This window comes from Legionella hackeliae (assembly GCF_000953655.1).
GTDB classification, from domain to species: domain Bacteria; phylum Pseudomonadota; class Gammaproteobacteria; order Legionellales; family Legionellaceae; genus Tatlockia; species Tatlockia hackeliae.
In genome coordinates this window covers 529,565-547,540 of record NZ_LN681225.1, presented here as the reverse complement: position 1 = coordinate 547,540, position 17,976 = coordinate 529,565, and the positions used below count along the sequence as shown (strand labels likewise).

The window sequence follows — 17,976 nt, the reverse complement described above, 5'->3', positions numbered from 1 at the left end:
TATTTTTATTTAATTTTGATAAATATTGTCAACTTTGTTAAAATAAAAACCCACTTAATCAATTTTTTATCAAAATGCTGCAACAATCTGTAATCGATGTGGCTGTCGTCGGCGCAGGAGCTGCCGGTTTATCAGCGATTGCTTCCCTTATCGAGGAAGCAAAAAATAACCCTTCCGTAGAACTTCGAATTCATGTCATCGAAAAACGCAAAGAATTTACTCGCCGACAAAAATTGATTATTCCAAAAGATGAAGTTTTACCTGCACAAGAATTAAAATGGGATACATTTTGCCGTGAATTATTTGATCCTAAAAATGAGCTTCGAGTAAACGAAGCTGGTGAATTAGTCGATAGAAATAAAAAACCCATTGTGAATTTAAATAAACGACAAAAATTGTTACGTAAATTGCTGCGACAAACTGATGATTTACCATCGCCTAAAAATTTTTCTATCAAATCACTACAGGAAGCTCTAAAAGAGCATATTGATAGTCAAACTCTTACTAATATCAAACTAAACTGGCCTCCAGAAACTAAAGCGAATGCAGTAGATTTAAACAAAAAAACGATTGTTTTAGATAACAATGAGGTCATTAACTTTGATTATTTATTGCTATGTGAAGGCGAACAACGAGAGTTAACACAACAAATCAACAAAACTATCAACACAGATTTTACCTCCTCCATGACCCCGTTCAGCTACAAAAAAATGGGGGTTCCCACTTACAACATGGCGGCACGTTTGACAGTTAAGCCCTTAGAAAAGGGCCAAAGCTATCATGATTTTCTAGCGAAACATCGAAAAAAAATTGATTTACGTTTAAAAGATCTGCAGCCTTATGGATGGTCTATTGAAGAGGGTGACCCAGATTTTATTTTTGACGATAACTTATATAAAGAAAGATTTAAGGATCCCAACTGGACGCCTCGCTTATTTGTAGCCTCTCGTATTCCTGAACTTCTACACACCAGCTCAACTTCCATTAAACGAAGAAAAACGCTCGAATGGGCAAGCCTTTTTGCAGCAGTGCGAGTGCAAATACCGGCAGAAAATTTCGTGATTGATGAAAAAGGAGAAAGCGAAAAACAAGCCAATGTTGGTACCTTTATTTCTGATATCAAATATGTGGATGATCCAGTCAGAAGACTGCCCAATGGAGGGTATATCATTCTTTTGGGCGATTGTGCCATGTCTCCTTATTATCCTGCAGGATTTTCCTCTGCCATTGCCATGTGCGAGGCCAGGATAGCTGCAGCATGTATTGTTCATTCTCATCAAAAGACAAATCAATTCATGGCATTGGTTGCAAAATATCATATTTATGAAAAATACATCGCCGAATACGTCGGTTATCGAAATGAAGACATTGAAATGCTTGTCGATTACATCCAAGGAGTTCGAGCTGATTTGCAAAAGGCATTAGCCACGATGCCAGTATCGACTAAACACGAAATCCATGCTGCTTTGGATAAACAATCAAGAATTAATCTTTTAACCCAGCTGTGCCATTTGCTAACTGCAACAAGTAATAAAAGCAATACCTTAGCTCAAGTGAAAACAGCCCTTGACCATTTATCCCTGACAGAGATAGCCTATTTTGAAGCAATTAAATGTGAACCCAGCATAAAGGAGCTTTTTGAAACACTGGAAAATGGACAATTACTGCAGGAACTTAAGCAAAAGGGAAGTTCTTTAGGAGTGAAATTATAAGGATTGCTCCTATTCGCAATGGCCTTTTTAATACCATTGCGAATACAATCCATTTTAGGCACCCATGATTTTATTTATTTTCTCGTCGAAGGCTTCAATCGTATTCTGAGACGCTGTTTTGGCAAAAAACAAACAAGAATTAATGGAAAGCTCAGGCTTCGTAACTACACTATGTAGTGTCTTAAGAGCAATAGCAACTGCTCCGATACCAGTAAGAGCCAAGAAAATATTTGCTACAATGGGCTTCCAGGCCTCACGATGAGTATTCATTTCTTCATCTTTAGAATGAAGGGTTTGTCTAAACTTAGCAACCATTGCTTTTAGCCTACCCTGTTCGGGAACAGGCTTTTCCAATTCGACAAAAAGTGACCGCCATTGTTCTCGTAACTCAGCTACTAACTGTTCCACGCCCTGTTTCTTATCCGAGGTAATTGATTTCCCAAATTCTTCCATTTTAGTAAGGCCATCAGTCAGGTTATGCGATTTAAATCTTTCCAATCTTAATTGATTACGACTAATCAGAGGTTCAAGCAATTGCAGGGCTGGAGTCTTAAGCTCTGAAGAACTGTAAAATGTGGTGACCCGCTCCAACAACTCGAAAGAGTTGCTATCAAGCAATGCGTTATCCAACTTTTCACATAGCTGCTTGCCAAATTCAACTTCCACGTTCTCCCCCGGATATTGGGAAAAATCCATATCCCAATATGCTTGCTGACTGACGATAAGCTTATTAAAACAATCTTGGTTTGGGACTGTTGCAATAAAAAGTCTGAGATAATCAAAAAGCAATTTAACAGGATGCTCATTAAACTCTTTAAGTTTTTGAGATATTTCCTGCTTGAGTGAAGGGTAGGAGGTTTCTTCGCCAAATGCTTTCATAAACTCTCGCATGGTGGCTAAAGAACTATTTTTTAGCAAGATGGTGGTTACACCGTCGTTTAGCTTCGCCTGAAATTTACTTTTTGCAGCAGAAAAATTTGCTTCAAAACAAATTGTTTTCAATTCGGATTTGCATGCATTTAGGAGATGCAAAAAAGCAACTTTAGCAGGACTATCAGTTACCTCGTTAACAAATTTCTGAAGATGTTCTAACTCTTTGCTTAATCCTTCAATCTCGACCATACGTTGATTGATTATCGTTACTAGAGGAGCAAACAAAGGTGATTCTTTAAAGAAATCCCGAAAAGATAATATTGTCTTTTCAAAGCCATACTGAAGTAATAAACTTTCTAATTCCTTCAGAAATGGCTCAAATGAATAATCATCGGACTTTCTTTCTAACTGATAAAAATTATCTCTCCTAACTTTCATCTGCTCATTAGCTAATTTTAAAAACTTCTGGGCCATTATCGGCGATAATGTAGTAGAAAATTCTTTTAATTTTTGCAAGCCTAAAGTAAATTTGTCTTGCAAAAACGCCTGCTCAAGTTGCTTGGATATTTCTTCGGCCTGCTCAGAAAATAAACTACTCTGGGGAGTAAGATTTTTATGAAATATCCGCATTGCCTGTAAATCACTGCCAAAAATCGTTCTTACTTCTTTCAGAGTAGCTTTAATGCTCTTTTTTAATTCAACAATAAGAGTTGCATCGATTGGTTGTTGTGCAAATAGCTGTTTGAGTTCTTCATTCTTTTTCTGCAAATTCCGAGCAAGTGCCCTTAATGATTCGGCTTTATCAGCATATTGAAAACTCTCGATTTGGATAGCGGTACTCTCCATTGTCTCGATAAGACGAGGCAGGTTCAAAAATCCAATCATTTCATAAAATTCTGGAGAATCTGGTGTTAATCCTGAACACTCATTCGTGAACGCTTTTAGTACTTCTTTATCAGCATACTTTCTGAAAATAATCTCCATATGAAAGAAATTATCATTCAAATTAAAATCGGGTTCTTGCAGTAATTCCCTCTCTAGCTTATTCAGCAAATAGAGGACTGCTTTTGTTTCATTAGAGAAGAGCGTTTTTGTTTTGATTGTTTTTTTACCCGTTTGAAACTCAGTGGTTAGATCTGAAATTTCTTTTGTCCAACCCAAGTAGTGCTTCAGCTGTAGAGTGATGTAAACCAAATCAGAATTCCAAATTGCATATTCGTCTTGACTTTTAACATACACAAGAGTCCTTAAAAAAAAGAAATTGCTAAACTCAGTTAGAGAAAGCGAGCTGGGGCCTTTATTTTCAAATTTAGCATAAGTCCTTTCAATAACACTCACAAGCACTCCAACTGGGATAGAATGCTCTTTTGAATATATTTCTGATTTCAATGTATTGAACAGTTTTACCAGGAACTCTTGAGCTTTGTGTCTATCTTCCGCTTTAACGTTTTCAAGCAAAGGTGCCAATAATTTTAGATACCACATAAAACACCATGTTTGTTAAATATATTGACATTAAGAGTAACATTTGTAACTTAAGGGATTATTAATACACAATTAATTCGGTAATTTTTTATTGCAGACTTTGGACGAAGTCCCAATTTCTAAACTGTCTGCTTTTTCTCAGTCCATTTTTTAAAGGGCCCTGTAACTGTTTTCATACATGGATTGTCAAACTCTACTGCTAGTTTTGAGGTGGGAGAAAATTGGTATTCAGGAAGGCTAGGAAATTATCAGTTAGTGTATTGCATTTTTCTTAAATTTCTTTTCTATGACCTTATCAAGATTATTTATGATTTGACCACTAAAAGCGCCAAAATGTTGATCGCCCTGATTAAGCATCCAAATAAACAAACCGTCTAAATTATTTCCTGATTTTTGACTGAATCCATGAGAACCAAAATACACGGTAGCAGTATATGTAAACATTCTACTCTCCTCTCTAACTGTTAAGAGTTTTAGTGAACTAAGAGGGTATAATGTGATTACAAAACCCCTTTGAGGAGGGAGTGTTTATACTGTCTTAATATCTCTATTATAGCTTATTGTTGCACTTGCCGTCGGAATAGACTATTGAGGACTGTTTGATAGTCGGCTCTAACCATCGGGTGCCTAGGCTTATCGAAGCCTCCAGGAATAGCAATTTTTTCTATTGCAATCTCTCCTGCATCTGTTCTTCCGAGCGCTCTAAAGTCGAGAAGATTTTAAAAATTTTTTCTCTTATGCCTTTGGATGAAGACAGCGTATAGTCAATATCTGAATTAATTAATGCTTGCAATAAATGTTTATCCGTCGAGTATAATTGTAGTTCTGAAATAACAGCTGGCTTACCCTTCATCTCATTTAATAAAAATGAGATAAACGAATGATTGTTTGCACGTGCTTTATTTTTGAATTTAGTACCAGATTCATCGGTATAATTGTCACTGTAAAAATCTTGAATTCGATATACAATCTTAGAGAAAGAGACATTGCGACTATCCTCAACCAAAAGAGCCGCCTTTGCTATTCCGTCTTTACCATGTCGATGGAAAAAACCAACGGACATTGACCCGCCAGATTTTTCTTTAATCCAGTTATAATATTCAGCAAAAGCAGTCTCGATTATTGTTTGTAATTGTTTAGCGGTATCAAGAATCGTGACGTCCTCTGATTTTTGAGAGGTACTCGATGTTTTATTCTCACTTTGTGATGTTTGATGAGAGTCGAAGACCTTTAATCTTTCGGGGGCAACTTCAAACATAATTTGTCGAGCATAGAGACGAAATTTAGAAGCTTTCATAATGTCTTCCAACAGCTCTATTCCTTTTTCCTTCTTCCCTTCATACCCCATTTCTTCTTTAGCCATAAATTTTGCTTTAGAAAATAATGCCTCTTCTGAACCCAATTCAATCGCCTTATCTAGAAAATAATGCAATTCGCTTTTGTTACCCTCCCGTATCGCATCCATAGCTTGCTCCAACATAAAATCAGCTTTATTGTCTGGAAGACACATTCCCTGCATTTTGTAAAATTTTTCTGCATTTCTGAATCCACCATGATAAGTTTTTACTCTTATTTTACTTAAGTCCAAATGATATTCATCTTTCAGTATCGCTAAAAAATGGAGTAAATTTTTAATGGTTGGTTTGTAATGGCCACTCAGTGTTGTAATTTCTGTTAATGTTCCCTCTTTGAATTTAAGAGTACCCGCACAAAGAACTGATTTTCCCTGTAGAAAAGAGGAATGATGAAACGAACTGCCTAAATGGGCTCTAGGATCACTGGTATAAATCGAACCATCCTTTCCCACTACGAAGATGACCTCTCCGCCCTTAACATGTGCCCCACTTGAATTTGTTGAGTCAATAGGCTGACTACTAAAATAAAATTTTTTATCCTTAACCTTTAATTTATAATTTTCTGGATTCTTAAGGTAGGTTGTATAAACTGCACTAATTCCACTTAAGTTGTGATTATAGTGGGTTAACTCTTGATAGGATCTAAAATTATGCTTTGCATCAAAGGAAACCTCATTGATCCATTCATAAATGAAGGTATTGCCTTGAAAACGAGACTCAGGCCAATACGCTGAATCCATCAGCTTGCCCTTCGTCTTTGGTGACATTAAGTTTTTTATTAATGACCATCTAGCTTTCGCCTCTGTTTTTCCCTCGGGAAGAAAGAGCAAAGCAACTGCTTTCTTTTGGATATTTAAAATATCCACAGCTTGTGGATAGTCTTTTAATTGCTCCTGCCAAGTTACATCTTTATCGAACAGACTTTTATTTCTTAGGGTCAGAGGTATTTTTTGAATATAAGTATCAATAGCGCTAATTATCGGTTCAAGCAGGACAGGTTCAGCTCTTCCTTGTAAAGAGGCTAAATTATATTCTTCGATCGCATTATTAATGTTCTCTATATCATGATTCCCATCCGCATTTTTAATCAACTGGAAAGCAAACATATTAACGCTCGTCTAGGTATAACATAATTCTTTTAAATTATGGTAAAGACAGATTAAGAGGATATGACGTGAACTGGATGTTTTATATGATATCTTTAATACGAGTTGAGGGCAGAAAAGCAGATTTATTTTGAAAGCCTATAAGGAAAAACCACAAATCCGATAATCATTATCGGATTTGTGGTTGCCAGGTATTAATCGAGTAAACCTAGCTCTTTAACAGTATCACGCTCTTGACGAAGTTCATCGAGAGTCGCATTGAATTTTCCTTTCGCATAATCATTAAATTGTAATCCCTCTACAATTTGTATTTCGCCATGTACACGACGGCAAGGGAAAGAGAAAATCAATCCTTCATCAACACCATATTCTCCCTGCGAGCTTAAGCACATTGAGAATGATTCATGAGCTTGAGTATCCGTTGTTAAATGATTAACGCCCTGGATAATTGCGTTTGCTGCTGAGGCGGCAGATGAAGCGCCACGTGCCTTAATGATTGCAGCTCCGCGTTGTTGGACAGTGGATACAAACGTGTCTTTCAGCCAGCTTTCGTCTTTAATTACAGAGGCAGCAGGTAAACCATTAATTTTAGCATTATAGAAATCAGGATACTGAGTTGATGAATGGTTACCCCAAATTGTCATTTGACTAACTTCAGTGATATCCACGCCCGCTTTTTTAGCCAATTGCGTACGTGCACGTAATTCATCTAACATGGTCATGGCATAGAATCTGTCATTAGGAATATCTTTAGCATTATTCATCGCGATGAGGCAGTTTGTATTGCAAGGATTTCCTACGACAAAAACACGAATGTCTTCGGCAGCATAGTCATTAATAGCCTGACCTTGCTTGGTGAAAATACCACCATTAATTTGCAACAAATCAGAACGCTCCATCCCTTGCTTACGAGGCACTGAACCCACCAATAAAGCCCAATTCACACCATCCATTGCCTGTTTCAGATCGGCTGTACAAACAATACGTTTTAATAAGGGGAAAGCGCAGTCCTCTAATTCCATTGCCACACCTTCAAGTGCTGGCAATGCAGGCTCTAATTCAAGAAGATGTAATTCAACATCGGTATGAGGACCAAACATTTGTCCTGACGCGATTCTAAATAATAAGGCATAACCAATTTGCCCAGCAGCACCGGTTACCGCAACTCGTACTCGTTTATTCATTATTCTTTTCCTTGTTCCACCATTGTTTGACTAAAAAAAGCGCAGCAATACTTCGCGCCTCAGAAAAATCAGGCCTTATTAGTAATTCATCAATTGCATCTAATGGCCACTCAATCACTTCCAGTGGCTCAGGCTCATCCCCTTCAAGAGGAGAAGAATATAAATCATAGGCCACTACCAAGTCTAAAGCTGCACCAAAATAACCGGGTGCCAATGTCATTCTCTTTAATTCCTTCAGTTGCCTGGCGGCAAACCCCGTCTCTTCTCTCAATTCCCGGTTTGCGGCCTCCAATGCAGTTTCTCCCTGATTAGTAATTCCTTTCGGAAAGGCTAATTCATAAGCGTCTGTTCCAGCGGCATATTCACGCACCAAAAGAAAAGATTCACTCGCGGTAACCGCTGCTATTAGCACAGCGCCATGGCCATGACTGCGAATCCGTTCATAAATTCGTTTCGCGCCATTCGAAAAATGCAGATGCATTTGTTCAATCGTGAACAAATTGGATTTAGCAACCACAGAGCGTTTCGAACAAACTGGTTTTTCGCGCATCTTCAAAGTTACCTTTCTCAAATTACTCAGTAAACCAAATGCCTGGAGCTAAAATCAAGCTCTGACTGTTTTGTAAAAAATATTGTCATGATACTATTACAGGCTTAAACAAGCCAGCCCTATAGTAAACGATGATACCAACCTCTTTGTACATTCACATCCCTTGGTGTGTTCGCAAATGCCCCTATTGTGATTTTAATTCTCACAAAAGCCCCGACAATCTCCCTGAAGAGACTTATGTTCAGGCCTTGGTTGATGATTTAAAAGCAGATTTGGCCTTTTTTCCTGTGCGCGAAATTCACAGTATTTTCATTGGTGGAGGAACACCGAGTTTATTTTCCGCACGTGCTTACGACACCTTATTTAACCATTTAAGTCAGATGGTTCCTTTTGCAAAAGGGCTAGAAATTACCCTTGAAGCAAACCCGGGCACTGTAGAGCAACAGCGTTTTAATGATTATCGCCGACTAGGTATTAATAGGCTTTCCCTAGGGATACAAAGCTTTAATCCGCAACAGCTTAAAAATTTAGGACGCATCCATGATCACCTGCAAGCCCATACGGCAATCGAGTCTGCCCGTAAAGCAGGGTTTGATAACATTAATATTGATCTCATGCATGGCTTACCGGGTCAATCTGTCGAGCAGGGATTAGAGGATCTGAGGCATGCGCTAACGCATCAACCCGAACACTTGTCATGGTATCAATTAACTATTGAACCAAATACAGTGTTCTATAAAAAACGTCCTGTTTTGCCCAATGAAGATGAGACTTGTGAATTAGAAGACCGTGGACTCGAATTTTTAGCCGAAAAAGGGTTAACCCGTTACGAAATTTCAGCCTTTTGCCAAGGGAACAAGCAAGCTCGCCATAACCTAAATTATTGGCTTTTTGGTGATTATTATGGCATCGGCGCTGGTGCTCACGGAAAATTAACCGCGACAGACGGCGAGATTTTTCGAACTCGCAAACACCGACAACCCAGCGAATATCTGGATTCTAATAAACCTTTTCTTGCAGCTAAGGAAAGTGTTGAACCTAATTCAATCATGTTTGAGTTTATGCTCAATGCCACTCGTCTGCAACAACCCATTCCTTACTCATTATTTAACGAAAGAACAGGCTTGGAATTCACTCATTTAAAACCTCTTCTAACTCTTGCAGCAGAGAAACAATTAATACATTTAGACGAAACATTTTGGCAAATTACTGAACTCGGTCGGCGTTACACTAACAATTTACAAACGCTATTTTTACCCTAATAAAATTTTTCTTTAATCGTTGCGAAATATTCACAATTATTCGAAATTTCTTTGCCTGAGATCAGTCTATACTCTACATGTCTTCACAATGATTCCGCTTTCATGAATAATGAAGCTTTTCCACTGTCCGGGAGGCGTGATGTTATCTGCCCTGTTGTTTCTATTTGTTGTCGTAGTGGGTTATTTAGCGGGCTCTGTGTGCTCAGCAGTAATTGTTTCACAGGTTTTTTCTCTACCTGACCCTCGCATGACCGGCTCACAAAATCCAGGGGCCACGAATGTATTGAGAATTTCTGGTAAAAAATATGCTGCTATGGTGCTCATCGCAGATGTTTTAAAAGGTCTTTTACCTGTCCTTTTTGCTCAATTGCTCGGTGCAGGCCCTGTTGCTGTTAGCTTTACTTGTTGGGCTGCGGTTATGGGACATATGTATCCCGTTTTTTTTGGTTTTCGCGGTGGAAAAGGGGTGGCTACAGCGATTGGTGTTTTGTTAGGTTTGCACTTTATGCTGGGTGTTGTCGTGATAGCAACCTGGCTTTTAGTGGCTAACTTTAGCCGCTACTCCTCCCTTGCATCCATGGTTTCGATAAGCTTGGCACCATGGTATGCGCTCTTTATTCCTAATGGTTTACTACTGTTTCCTCCCCTATTCTTTATTATGTTGTTCGTCATTTATCAACATCGGGAAAACATCACTCGTTTGATTGACGGCAAAGAATCCAAGATTGAATTTAAGCGTTCATCCTTACGTGAAGAAATTAATGCTGTTTTGGAAGAAGAGCAAGAAGAACTTGAACAGACAGAAACCCCTGTGAAACTTGGCAGTGAAGAAAATCCAACGCCAACTCCTGTCGCTCAAGAGCGTCCAGAATCTGAGCCCACAGAAAATCCGGAAAAATCCTCGTAATTGAAGCGAACAATCTTCTACTTTGTGCACTAAGTAGAAGATTGTTCAGTCAATGGCCAGCGTGCTTTTACGTCGACAGAAAAATCACCATCTTTTTCCCCACGCAACAACCGCAGACAACCAGCATAAGCCACCATAGCACCATTATCAGTACAATATTCCGGTCGAGGAAAATAAATCTCACCATCCATCTCACCCATAAGTTTGGTTAATGCAGCTCTTAGTGCTTTATTAGCCCCAACCCCACCAGCAACAACAAGTCGGTGACTCGACGTTTTTTTGACCGCACGTCTACATTTAATAATTAACGTTTCGACGACTGCATCCTGAAATGCTTTTGCAATAGCCATTCTGGCATTTTCATCTTTATCACTGGCGTGCCAGGTTGTTAATGCATGCGTTTTTAAGCCACTAAAACTAAAATCCAAACCAGGCCTATCTGTCATCGGGCGTGGGAATGCTGACAGTGTATTGCTATTAGTCGTTGAAGCACTGTCAGCAAGTCCTGCCAAAATCGCACCACCTGGATAAGGTAATCCCATCAATTTTGCTGTTTTGTCGAATGCCTCACCTACCGCATCATCCAGGGTTTCACCAATAATATGGTATTCCCCTAAGGCACGCGCTTCGATAAGTTGTGTATGACCACCCGAGACCAAAAGTGCCAGGAATGGAAACTCAAGACCGGGTGAATCAAGTTTTGCTGCCAATAAGTGCGCTTCTAGATGATGAATTGCCAATGCCGGTCTACCGAGACTGAAAGCCAAACTTTTGGCAAAACAGGCACCTGTAAGCAATGCACCGATAAGACCTGGTCCCGCGGTGTAGGCAATAGCATCAAGCTCATTGATTTTAATAGCTGCCTGATTTAACGCTTGCTCAACCAGGGGAACGATGTATTTAACATGATCGCGTGAAGCCAACTCCGGCACCACTCCACCATAACGTTGATGAGTTTCCAGTTGAGAGTGTAGAGCATGAGCCATCAACCCTTTATCAGAATCGTAAATCGCAACCCCGGTTTCATCACATGATGATTCAATGCCCAATACTCGCATCACGCCTCTGCCACTATGATTAAAAAATAAACGATCATTATACGAAAGACCGTCTTGAACACCAAGAAAGACTTCACTATTTTATTATGGCACCCTCATTTACCAATTAAATGAAATAAAAAATTCCTGGCATAATAAAACTTGACGATTGCATTAACTGGCACTAGAATTGCCAGCCTATTATGTTAAATTAATTAGAGGAAATGAATTAATGCCTACAGTTCGTGTGAAAGAAGGCGAAAATCCTGAATATGCACTCCGTCGCTTTAAGCGTTCTTGTGAAAAAGCAGGAATTTTAACTGAATTACGCCGTCGCGAATTTTATGAGAAGCCAACTGCTGAGCGTAAACGCAAGCAAGCTGCAGCTGTTAAACGTCACCTTAAGAAAATTTCTCGTGATGTTTCCATGTCAGCTCGTCGTATTGCAAAACACAGACGCAAGTAATCATGACTATTAAAGACCGTCTCAGTAATGATGTTAAAGATGCAATGCGTGCCAGAGACAAGCAAAAACTGGACACGCTTCGTCTTATTACTGCTGCAGTCAAACAAGTCGAAGTCGATGAGCGCATCGAAGTCGATGAAGCTCGTATGCTAGTTATTCTTGATAAACTTGCCAAACAACGCAAAGAATCTATTGCTCAATTTCAAGCTGCTGGTCGTAACGATTTAGTCGAACAAGAACAGTTTGAGCTGGATATTATTGGTCATTATTTGCCTGCCCCACTCTCCGATGCCGACGTTGAAGCACTTATTGCAAAAGCAATTGCTGAAGTTGGTGCGGAAAAAATGAGTGATATGGGTAAGGTAATGGCGCTTTTGAAGCCTGAGCTTCAAGGTCGAGCTGATATGACAAAAGTTAGTGTGCTAATCAAGGCCAAACTGAGTTAATTCTTTATCATGTCTGGCTTAATCCCGCAGCCATTCATCGACGAACTTCTTACTCGTACCGATATTGTTGAACTCATTGATAGCTACGTCCCTTTAAAGAAAGCTGGTCGAGCTTTTGTAGCCTGTTGCCCTTTTCATAGTGAAAAAACTCCCTCTTTTAATGTTGTCGCTAAAAAGCAGTTTTACCACTGCTTTGGCTGTGGAGCGAGCGGTAACGTCATTAGTTTCGTCATGAACTATCTTAATCAAGGTTTCATTGATGCTATAGAAACTTTGGCATCTCGACTTGGCTTGCAAGTGCCTCGCGATGGGCGAGCAGAAAAAAACCAGCAATCATTAAGTTTGTATCAACTTTTAGGGCAAGTGAATCAATTTTATCAGCAAACCTTAAAAACCAAAGGCCAACAAGCTATCGATTATTTACGTCAGCGAGGACTTACCGGTGAAATCGCCAAGCGCTATCAACTTGGCTATGCCCCACCTGATTGGCAAAATCTTGAAAGACAATTTAAAAGTTATCGCGCTGAGCTGATTACCACCGGTATGCTCATTCAAAAAGATGATGGCAAAACCTATGATCGCTATCGACATCGAGTGATGTTTCCTATTCATGACCGACACGGACGCATTATCGGTTTTGGCGGGAGAGTGATTGATGCACAACAAAAGCCCAAATATCTCAATTCTCCAGAAACTGTCATTTTTCAAAAAAGCCGTGAACTCTATGGCTTGCATCAAGTTCTGCAAACCGAAAAAAACGTCGAAAATATTATTATTGTTGAAGGGTATTTGGACGTCATTGCTCTTGCACAGCATGGAATTAACAATGCTGTAGCCACTTTGGGAACTGCAACCAGTGTTTATCACATTCAACTATTGGCTAAATATACCCAACAGTTGATATTTTGCTTTGATGGCGATACCGCCGGACGACAAGCCGCCTGGCGTGCGTTAGAAAGTTGTCTACCTCAATTAAATGCAGGACTTAGCGCCAGCTTTATTTTTCTTCCAGAAGGTCATGATCCAGACAGTCTTGTTCGAGAAGAAGGCAATGCAAAATTTTTAGAACGCTTAAAACAAGCCAAACCTTTAAATCAATTTTTCTTTGAAACGCTTAGCCGTACTATTGACCTGTCTTCTGTAGCAGGTAAAAGCCAATTAATTAATGTTACAAAGCCTCATTTGCTCAAAATGCCAGAAGGGCCTTATAAGCAGCTTTTATTAGATGAGCTTGCCCGCATTAGCCACATCGAAACACATCGCCTGACGCAATTGATAAGCGATAAAACGGTACCGCAAGCATCAACAAACAATAAACCGATTACACGCTCCCCCATTCGCCTGGCCATTGCATTACTCATTCAACACCCTGAGATTTATAGCAGTAGCAAAGAAGCTATTGACCCGAATTTACTTGACGGCAAAGACCAGGATTTATTACAAAAATTATTACACCAGGTCTCCAAATCACCAGAAGTCAATACTGCAACATTAATTGAACAGTGGCGCAATACGTCCTATTTTGACGCATTAATCAAATTAGCCAGTTGGGAGCATCAAGTGCCAGAAGCCGCCTTGGTGAAAGAATTCGTTGATATCATTTTATTTTTGCAAAAACAAAATTTGGAGAATAAAATTAGCCAATACATTGCAAAATCGCGAAATGAGGGCTTAACTTTAACGGAAAGACTTAATTTACAGGAAATGTTGAAACAACGTCATCATATTGATGATAAAAAATAACGCAAAATATGCTGGCATGTTTGCCCATGCAGGTTTATAATCAAAACCTTTTTGTGGCCCCTTAACCTCACCAACGCCTATGACGACTATGAATGATCAAGAACAGCAGCACTCGCAAATCACAAAAGTCATCCGATTGGGTAAAGAACAAAATTACCTGACCTATGCACAAATCAATGATTTGTTACCTAACATCGTCGATACGGAACATTTTGATGTGATCATTAGCATGTTGGAAGGCATGAACATCAAAGTATTCGAAGTATCGCCCAGTGAAGATGAACTGGCACTACTCGGAACAACTGAAGATGCGCCTGATGACGTCGAAGAAGCTGCAGCTGTACTTGCTTCTGTTGATAAAGAGACCGGACGTACCACTGACCCTGTGAGGATGTACATGCGTGAAATGGGTACAGTCGAGCTCCTGACACGCGAAGGTGAAATTCGTATTGCCAAGCGCATCGAAGAGGGTATTTACCAGGTTCTTAAATCACTTGCTCATTATCCAGAAACAGTACAACTGGTTCTTGAAGATTATGATCGCGTAGTTACCGAAGAAATCCGCTTAAGCGACATCATTAGTGGCTTTGCCGATGTGGAAGAAGAAGCACCTGCTTCCAGTATCGGTTCTATGCTTGATGAGTCACAACAAGATGAACTCATCCTTGATGCCCTCGAAGAAGAGGAAGGTGAAGAAGGTGAAGGTGGACTTGGCGAAGCTGATGAAGGCCCTAACCCTGAGCAAGCAAAAATTTATTTTGATGAATTGCGTGAGTGCTATGCCAATGCCATGGAAGCATTAAAGAAACACGGCCGCACCGCTCCTAAAACCTTGACGCAATTAGAAGCCATGTCGGAATCGTTCTTGAAGTTAAAATTGACTTCGAGACAGGTTGACAAATTAACGCGCCATTTCCGTCAGCTTAGAAACCATATCCGTGAATTTGAACGTTCGATTATGCGTCTTTGTATCGAAAAAGCACGTATTCCTCGCAAACTCTTTATTGATACCTTCCCAGGTCAAGAAACTGACTTAACCTGGTTGGAAACAATAATTAGCAAGCATACCAAAAAATTGGATATGGCGCGTATCGAAGAATACCGTGAAGAAATCTTACGCTTACAAAGCAAGTTAGCTAGCTTTGAAGAAGAGTTTGGCTTAATCATTAGTGAAATTAAAGACATCAACCGTAAAATGTCTATTGGTGAAGCAAAAGCCAGACGTGCCAAGAAAGAAATGGTTGAAGCTAACTTACGTTTGGTTATTTCAATTGCGAAAAAATATACCAACCGCGGTTTACAATTCCTTGATTTAATTCAGGAAGGTAACATTGGTCTGATGAAAGCTGTGGATAAATTCGAATATCGACGCGGCTATAAGTTCTCAACCTATGCGACCTGGTGGATTCGTCAGGCCATTACCCGTTCGATTGCGGATCAGGCACGTACCATTCGTATTCCGGTCCATATGATTGAGACCATTAACAAGCTCAATCGTATTTCACGTCAAATCATGCAAGAAACAGGTCGTGAAGCGACTCCTGAAGAATTAGCAGCAAAAATGGACCTAAGCGAAGACAAGATTCGCAAAGTTCTAAAGATTGCTAAAGAGCCAATTTCCATGGAAACACCAGTTGGTGATGACGACGATTCACATTTAGGTGAATTTATCGAAGATACTAATATCGAATCACCAATTGAGCGAGCAACTGCTGAAGGCCTACGTGAAGCAACTCTAGAGATCTTAGAAACGTTGACTCCACGCGAAGCAAAAGTTCTACGTATGCGTTTCGGTATCGAAATGAATACCGACCACACCTTAGAGGAAGTCGGTAAGCAATTCGATGTAACCCGTGAGCGTATCCGTCAGATTGAAGCAAAAGCACTACGCAAGCTACGCCACCCATCCCGTTCAGAGAAGCTCCGCAGCTTCTTGGAAGGCGATGATACCTAGCATTAGAATAGGGTTATTAAAGAGTTATAGAACTCTCTAATAACCCCCCAATTAATTAGCAATTTTTTAGAAAAAATTAAAAAATTTTGTGGTATTAAACCCACATAACCATTACAATGGCAACTCTCTCCGGGCCCATAGCTCAGTTGGTTAGAGCAGCGGACTCATAATCCGTTGGTCCTAGGTTCAAGTCCTAGTGGGCCCACCAATAAAATCAAGTAGTTACGGTAGTTTTCAGAAAGTTCGAAAAAGTCATGTAGACGTAATGTAGACGGATTATTAAGGATATATTTGTAGGAGAGCAAATTGGAAGCAGCAGCGACTACGCATCTATACTCTAATTGGTCCTTTTGGACAGTATTAGTTTCTGCTATTGCAGTAATCCTCTCCCAACTTCCTCCTGTTCGCCTTTGGTTTAAAAAAGCTAAATTAGATATTGGAATGTACTCAAAGATATCTATCACACATAAAGTTGGCAATCCTAATCTTCAGATCCACTTGATAGTAAATAATATTGGAGGCCGGAAAGTCAGAGTCAAAGGTATTACTGCTTCAATAACAAAATACAGTGAATTGATAGCCACCTTACCAGCACAAAACTATTTAGAGAACCAAAACGGCCAGAATACATTACTATTCACCCCATTCTCTTTAAATCCTTCCGAAGAATGGGCTCATATTATAAATTTACTCAATTTTTTTAACCGTGAAAATGAGCAAGAATATAGAAGACTAGAAGCAAGAATGCTTGCCAACTATCGGTCGAAAAAAGGTACCCCTAATTCAGAATCGCAAGACCTTATCGAAATTGATGAAAATCTTGTTCAACCATTTCACAGCTTCTTTGATAAACATTTCATCTGGAGAACTGGAGAGTACCAACTAACTGTTAATATCAATACCGATCATGAAAAAACCAATATTTCCAAGAAATACAGGTTCACCATCTTTGAATCACATACGGATCAACTCAAAGAAATCACTGATAAATATAAGTTTGGCGATGGAATATGGTGGAGCTCTGGCTTAGCAAGTGTAATTCTTGATATAAAAGAAGCCTAGCCTGTCGTTAAACAAACCCAATTCTGCATGCTTTTTTTATAATGAGGATTTATTGTTGTTTCTTATCCAATATATTTCAATAAGCTCTGCTAAATCATCAGAATCAGTAAAAGAATAAGGACAAAAAATGCTTTGGAAGCAAATATTCAGGATATGCAGATTTTCCAAATATGTGTTTTTTGAGTGGGCTACTGAACCTGTTTTTAATAGAGGTCTTATTTTGGCACTTGTTGCACCCGCCATCACTCTTTCATTTTACCGCTATTTTTTTGGTGAAGATACAATGATGGAGGAATTAAATTCCTTAATAATCGGTACAATAACCTTTATTGGATCTTATCTAATATACCTTTTAATTGGTCTTTTTTGCGCCCCATTTATCGCTTATAAGAAAGAAAAAGAGAAAGGTAGTTTTTTTGGAAAACGTTTTGTTTATCACAATGCTTATCACATTTACACAACAATAATTAAACCCGAAGACCATGAACAAACTATCACTTTTGTAGTAAAAGATGCTGAACCTTATTCACTAGTTTGTTTTGATTTCAAATATAGAGGTGGACTTGGTTATGTCTCAGTGATGTGTTCGTCAGAATATGTTAAAAATTCAACTCAAGCAGCGAATTTGAGAAATCAGCAGTTGACTCTTAGATTAGATAAGCAACGTAATGCAACTTTAAAATGCTGCACGGCTCCAAACTCTGATGACACTATTCTTGGAATATATATGCTTAGTTGGGAATATTAGGGATAACAGACGCAAAGATTATTCTTAATCCGCTGAGCTAATATGGGTTAGGCTTCAGCAAGCGTAGCCTGGTTGCTTGCAACCAG

Annotated in this window: 15 protein-coding genes and 1 tRNA gene; 10 read left to right on the top strand and 6 right to left on the bottom strand. The window is 39.3% G+C overall.

Features of this window, described 5'->3' with window-relative positions:
- The first annotated feature begins 74 nt into the window (after positions 1 to 74).
- Positions 75 to 1,712, top strand: a complete 1,638-nt coding sequence (locus LHA_RS02565; protein WP_045105147.1) for a hypothetical protein — start codon at positions 75 to 77, stop codon at positions 1,710 to 1,712.
- A 54-nt stretch (positions 1,713 to 1,766) separates the two neighbouring features.
- Here LHA_RS02565 and LHA_RS02560 read toward each other — a convergent pair whose 3' ends face one another.
- From LHA_RS02560 to nudE, 5 genes are all read right to left on the bottom strand, one after another.
- On the bottom strand, positions 1,767 to 4,070 hold the full coding sequence (locus LHA_RS02560) for a hypothetical protein (protein WP_045105146.1): 2,304 nt from the start codon (positions 4,068 to 4,070) through the stop codon (positions 1,767 to 1,769).
- Positions 4,071 to 4,322: 252 nt separating this feature from the next.
- Positions 4,323 to 4,514 carry a hypothetical protein gene (locus tag LHA_RS02555; protein ID WP_045105145.1) on the bottom strand — a complete coding sequence of 64 codons (192 nt, stop codon included), beginning with the start codon at positions 4,512 to 4,514 and terminating at the stop codon, positions 4,323 to 4,325.
- Between the two features lie 220 nt (positions 4,515 to 4,734).
- On the bottom strand, positions 4,735 to 6,531 hold the full coding sequence (locus LHA_RS02550; RefSeq protein ID WP_045105144.1) for a hypothetical protein: 1,797 nt from the start codon (positions 6,529 to 6,531) through the stop codon (positions 4,735 to 4,737).
- A 194-nt stretch (positions 6,532 to 6,725) separates the two neighbouring features.
- Positions 6,726 to 7,715: a malate dehydrogenase gene (locus LHA_RS02545; RefSeq protein ID WP_045105143.1), complete on the bottom strand. Its 990-nt coding sequence runs from the start codon at positions 7,713 to 7,715 to the stop codon at positions 6,726 to 6,728.
- Complete coding sequence (nudE, locus tag LHA_RS02540; RefSeq protein WP_045105142.1) at positions 7,708 to 8,265, bottom strand: ADP compounds hydrolase NudE; 558 nt, start codon at positions 8,263 to 8,265, stop codon at positions 7,708 to 7,710. The genes LHA_RS02545 and nudE overlap by 8 nt, the downstream gene beginning before the upstream one ends.
- Before the next feature lie 131 nt (positions 8,266 to 8,396).
- On the opposite strand from nudE, the gene hemW reads away from it, so the two are divergent.
- Positions 8,397 to 9,527 (top strand): radical SAM family heme chaperone HemW, encoded by a 1,131-nt coding sequence (gene hemW / locus LHA_RS02535; protein WP_045105141.1) that lies wholly within the window; start codon positions 8,397 to 8,399, stop codon positions 9,525 to 9,527.
- 139 nt (positions 9,528 to 9,666) lie between these two features.
- Positions 9,667 to 10,434, top strand: a complete 768-nt coding sequence (gene plsY, locus LHA_RS02530; protein WP_102046627.1) for a glycerol-3-phosphate 1-O-acyltransferase PlsY — start codon at positions 9,667 to 9,669, stop codon at positions 10,432 to 10,434.
- A gap of 29 nt (positions 10,435 to 10,463) precedes the next feature.
- Here plsY and tsaD read toward each other — a convergent pair whose 3' ends face one another.
- Positions 10,464 to 11,492 (bottom strand): tRNA (adenosine(37)-N6)-threonylcarbamoyltransferase complex transferase subunit TsaD, encoded by a 1,029-nt coding sequence (tsaD, locus tag LHA_RS02525; RefSeq protein WP_045105140.1) that lies wholly within the window; start codon positions 11,490 to 11,492, stop codon positions 10,464 to 10,466.
- A 211-nt stretch (positions 11,493 to 11,703) separates the two neighbouring features.
- On the opposite strand from tsaD, the gene rpsU reads away from it, so the two are divergent.
- The 7 genes from rpsU to LHA_RS02490 all read left to right on the top strand — a co-directional run bounded on the left by rpsU (position 11,704) and on the right by LHA_RS02490 (position 17,890).
- Positions 11,704 to 11,937, top strand: a complete 234-nt coding sequence (gene rpsU, locus LHA_RS02520) for a 30S ribosomal protein S21 (RefSeq protein WP_045107351.1) — start codon at positions 11,704 to 11,706, stop codon at positions 11,935 to 11,937.
- Between the two features lie 2 nt (positions 11,938 to 11,939).
- Positions 11,940 to 12,383, top strand: coding sequence for a GatB/YqeY domain-containing protein (locus LHA_RS02515; protein WP_045105139.1), 444 nt, complete (start codon positions 11,940 to 11,942; stop codon positions 12,381 to 12,383).
- 9 nt (positions 12,384 to 12,392) lie between these two features.
- A complete protein-coding gene (gene dnaG, locus LHA_RS02510) occupies positions 12,393 to 14,126 on the top strand; it encodes a DNA primase (RefSeq protein WP_045105138.1) in 1,734 nt (577 codons plus the stop codon).
- 88 nt (positions 14,127 to 14,214) lie between these two features.
- Positions 14,215 to 16,080, top strand: a complete 1,866-nt coding sequence (gene rpoD, locus LHA_RS02505; protein ID WP_045105137.1) for an RNA polymerase sigma factor RpoD — start codon at positions 14,215 to 14,217, stop codon at positions 16,078 to 16,080.
- A 131-nt stretch (positions 16,081 to 16,211) separates the two neighbouring features.
- Positions 16,212 to 16,288, top strand: a tRNA-Ile gene (locus LHA_RS02500).
- A 98-nt stretch (positions 16,289 to 16,386) separates the two neighbouring features.
- Positions 16,387 to 17,142, top strand: coding sequence for a hypothetical protein (locus LHA_RS02495; protein ID WP_045105136.1), 756 nt, complete (start codon positions 16,387 to 16,389; stop codon positions 17,140 to 17,142).
- A 127-nt stretch (positions 17,143 to 17,269) separates the two neighbouring features.
- Positions 17,270 to 17,890: a hypothetical protein gene (locus tag LHA_RS02490; protein ID WP_147292385.1), complete on the top strand. Its 621-nt coding sequence runs from the start codon at positions 17,270 to 17,272 to the stop codon at positions 17,888 to 17,890.
- Positions 17,891 to 17,976 lie beyond the last annotated feature (86 nt).

Excerpts from the sequence above, each read along its gene's own strand:
- LHA_RS02565 (WP_045105147.1), top strand. The coding sequence starts at position 75 with ATGCTGCAACAATCTGTAATCGATGTGGCTGTCGTCGGCGCAGGAGCT.
- LHA_RS02560 (WP_045105146.1), bottom strand. The coding sequence starts at position 4,070 with ATGTGGTATCTAAAATTATTGGCACCTTTGCTTGAAAACGTTAAAGCG.
- LHA_RS02555 (WP_045105145.1), bottom strand. The coding sequence starts at position 4,514 with ATGTTTACATATACTGCTACCGTGTATTTTGGTTCTCATGGATTCAGT.
- LHA_RS02550 (WP_045105144.1), bottom strand. The coding sequence starts at position 6,531 with ATGTTTGCTTTCCAGTTGATTAAAAATGCGGATGGGAATCATGATATA.
- LHA_RS02545 (WP_045105143.1), bottom strand. The coding sequence starts at position 7,715 with ATGAATAAACGAGTACGAGTTGCGGTAACCGGTGCTGCTGGGCAAATT.
- nudE (WP_045105142.1), bottom strand. The coding sequence starts at position 8,265 with ATGCGCGAAAAACCAGTTTGTTCGAAACGCTCTGTGGTTGCTAAATCC.
- hemW (WP_045105141.1), top strand. The coding sequence starts at position 8,397 with ATGATACCAACCTCTTTGTACATTCACATCCCTTGGTGTGTTCGCAAA.
- plsY (WP_102046627.1), top strand. The coding sequence starts at position 9,667 with ATGTTATCTGCCCTGTTGTTTCTATTTGTTGTCGTAGTGGGTTATTTA.
- tsaD (WP_045105140.1), bottom strand. The coding sequence starts at position 11,492 with ATGCGAGTATTGGGCATTGAATCATCATGTGATGAAACCGGGGTTGCG.
- rpsU (WP_045107351.1), top strand. The coding sequence starts at position 11,704 with ATGCCTACAGTTCGTGTGAAAGAAGGCGAAAATCCTGAATATGCACTC.
- LHA_RS02515 (WP_045105139.1), top strand. The coding sequence starts at position 11,940 with ATGACTATTAAAGACCGTCTCAGTAATGATGTTAAAGATGCAATGCGT.
- dnaG (WP_045105138.1), top strand. The coding sequence starts at position 12,393 with ATGTCTGGCTTAATCCCGCAGCCATTCATCGACGAACTTCTTACTCGT.
- rpoD (WP_045105137.1), top strand. The coding sequence starts at position 14,215 with ATGAATGATCAAGAACAGCAGCACTCGCAAATCACAAAAGTCATCCGA.
- LHA_RS02490 (WP_147292385.1), top strand. The coding sequence starts at position 17,270 with ATGCTTTGGAAGCAAATATTCAGGATATGCAGATTTTCCAAATATGTG.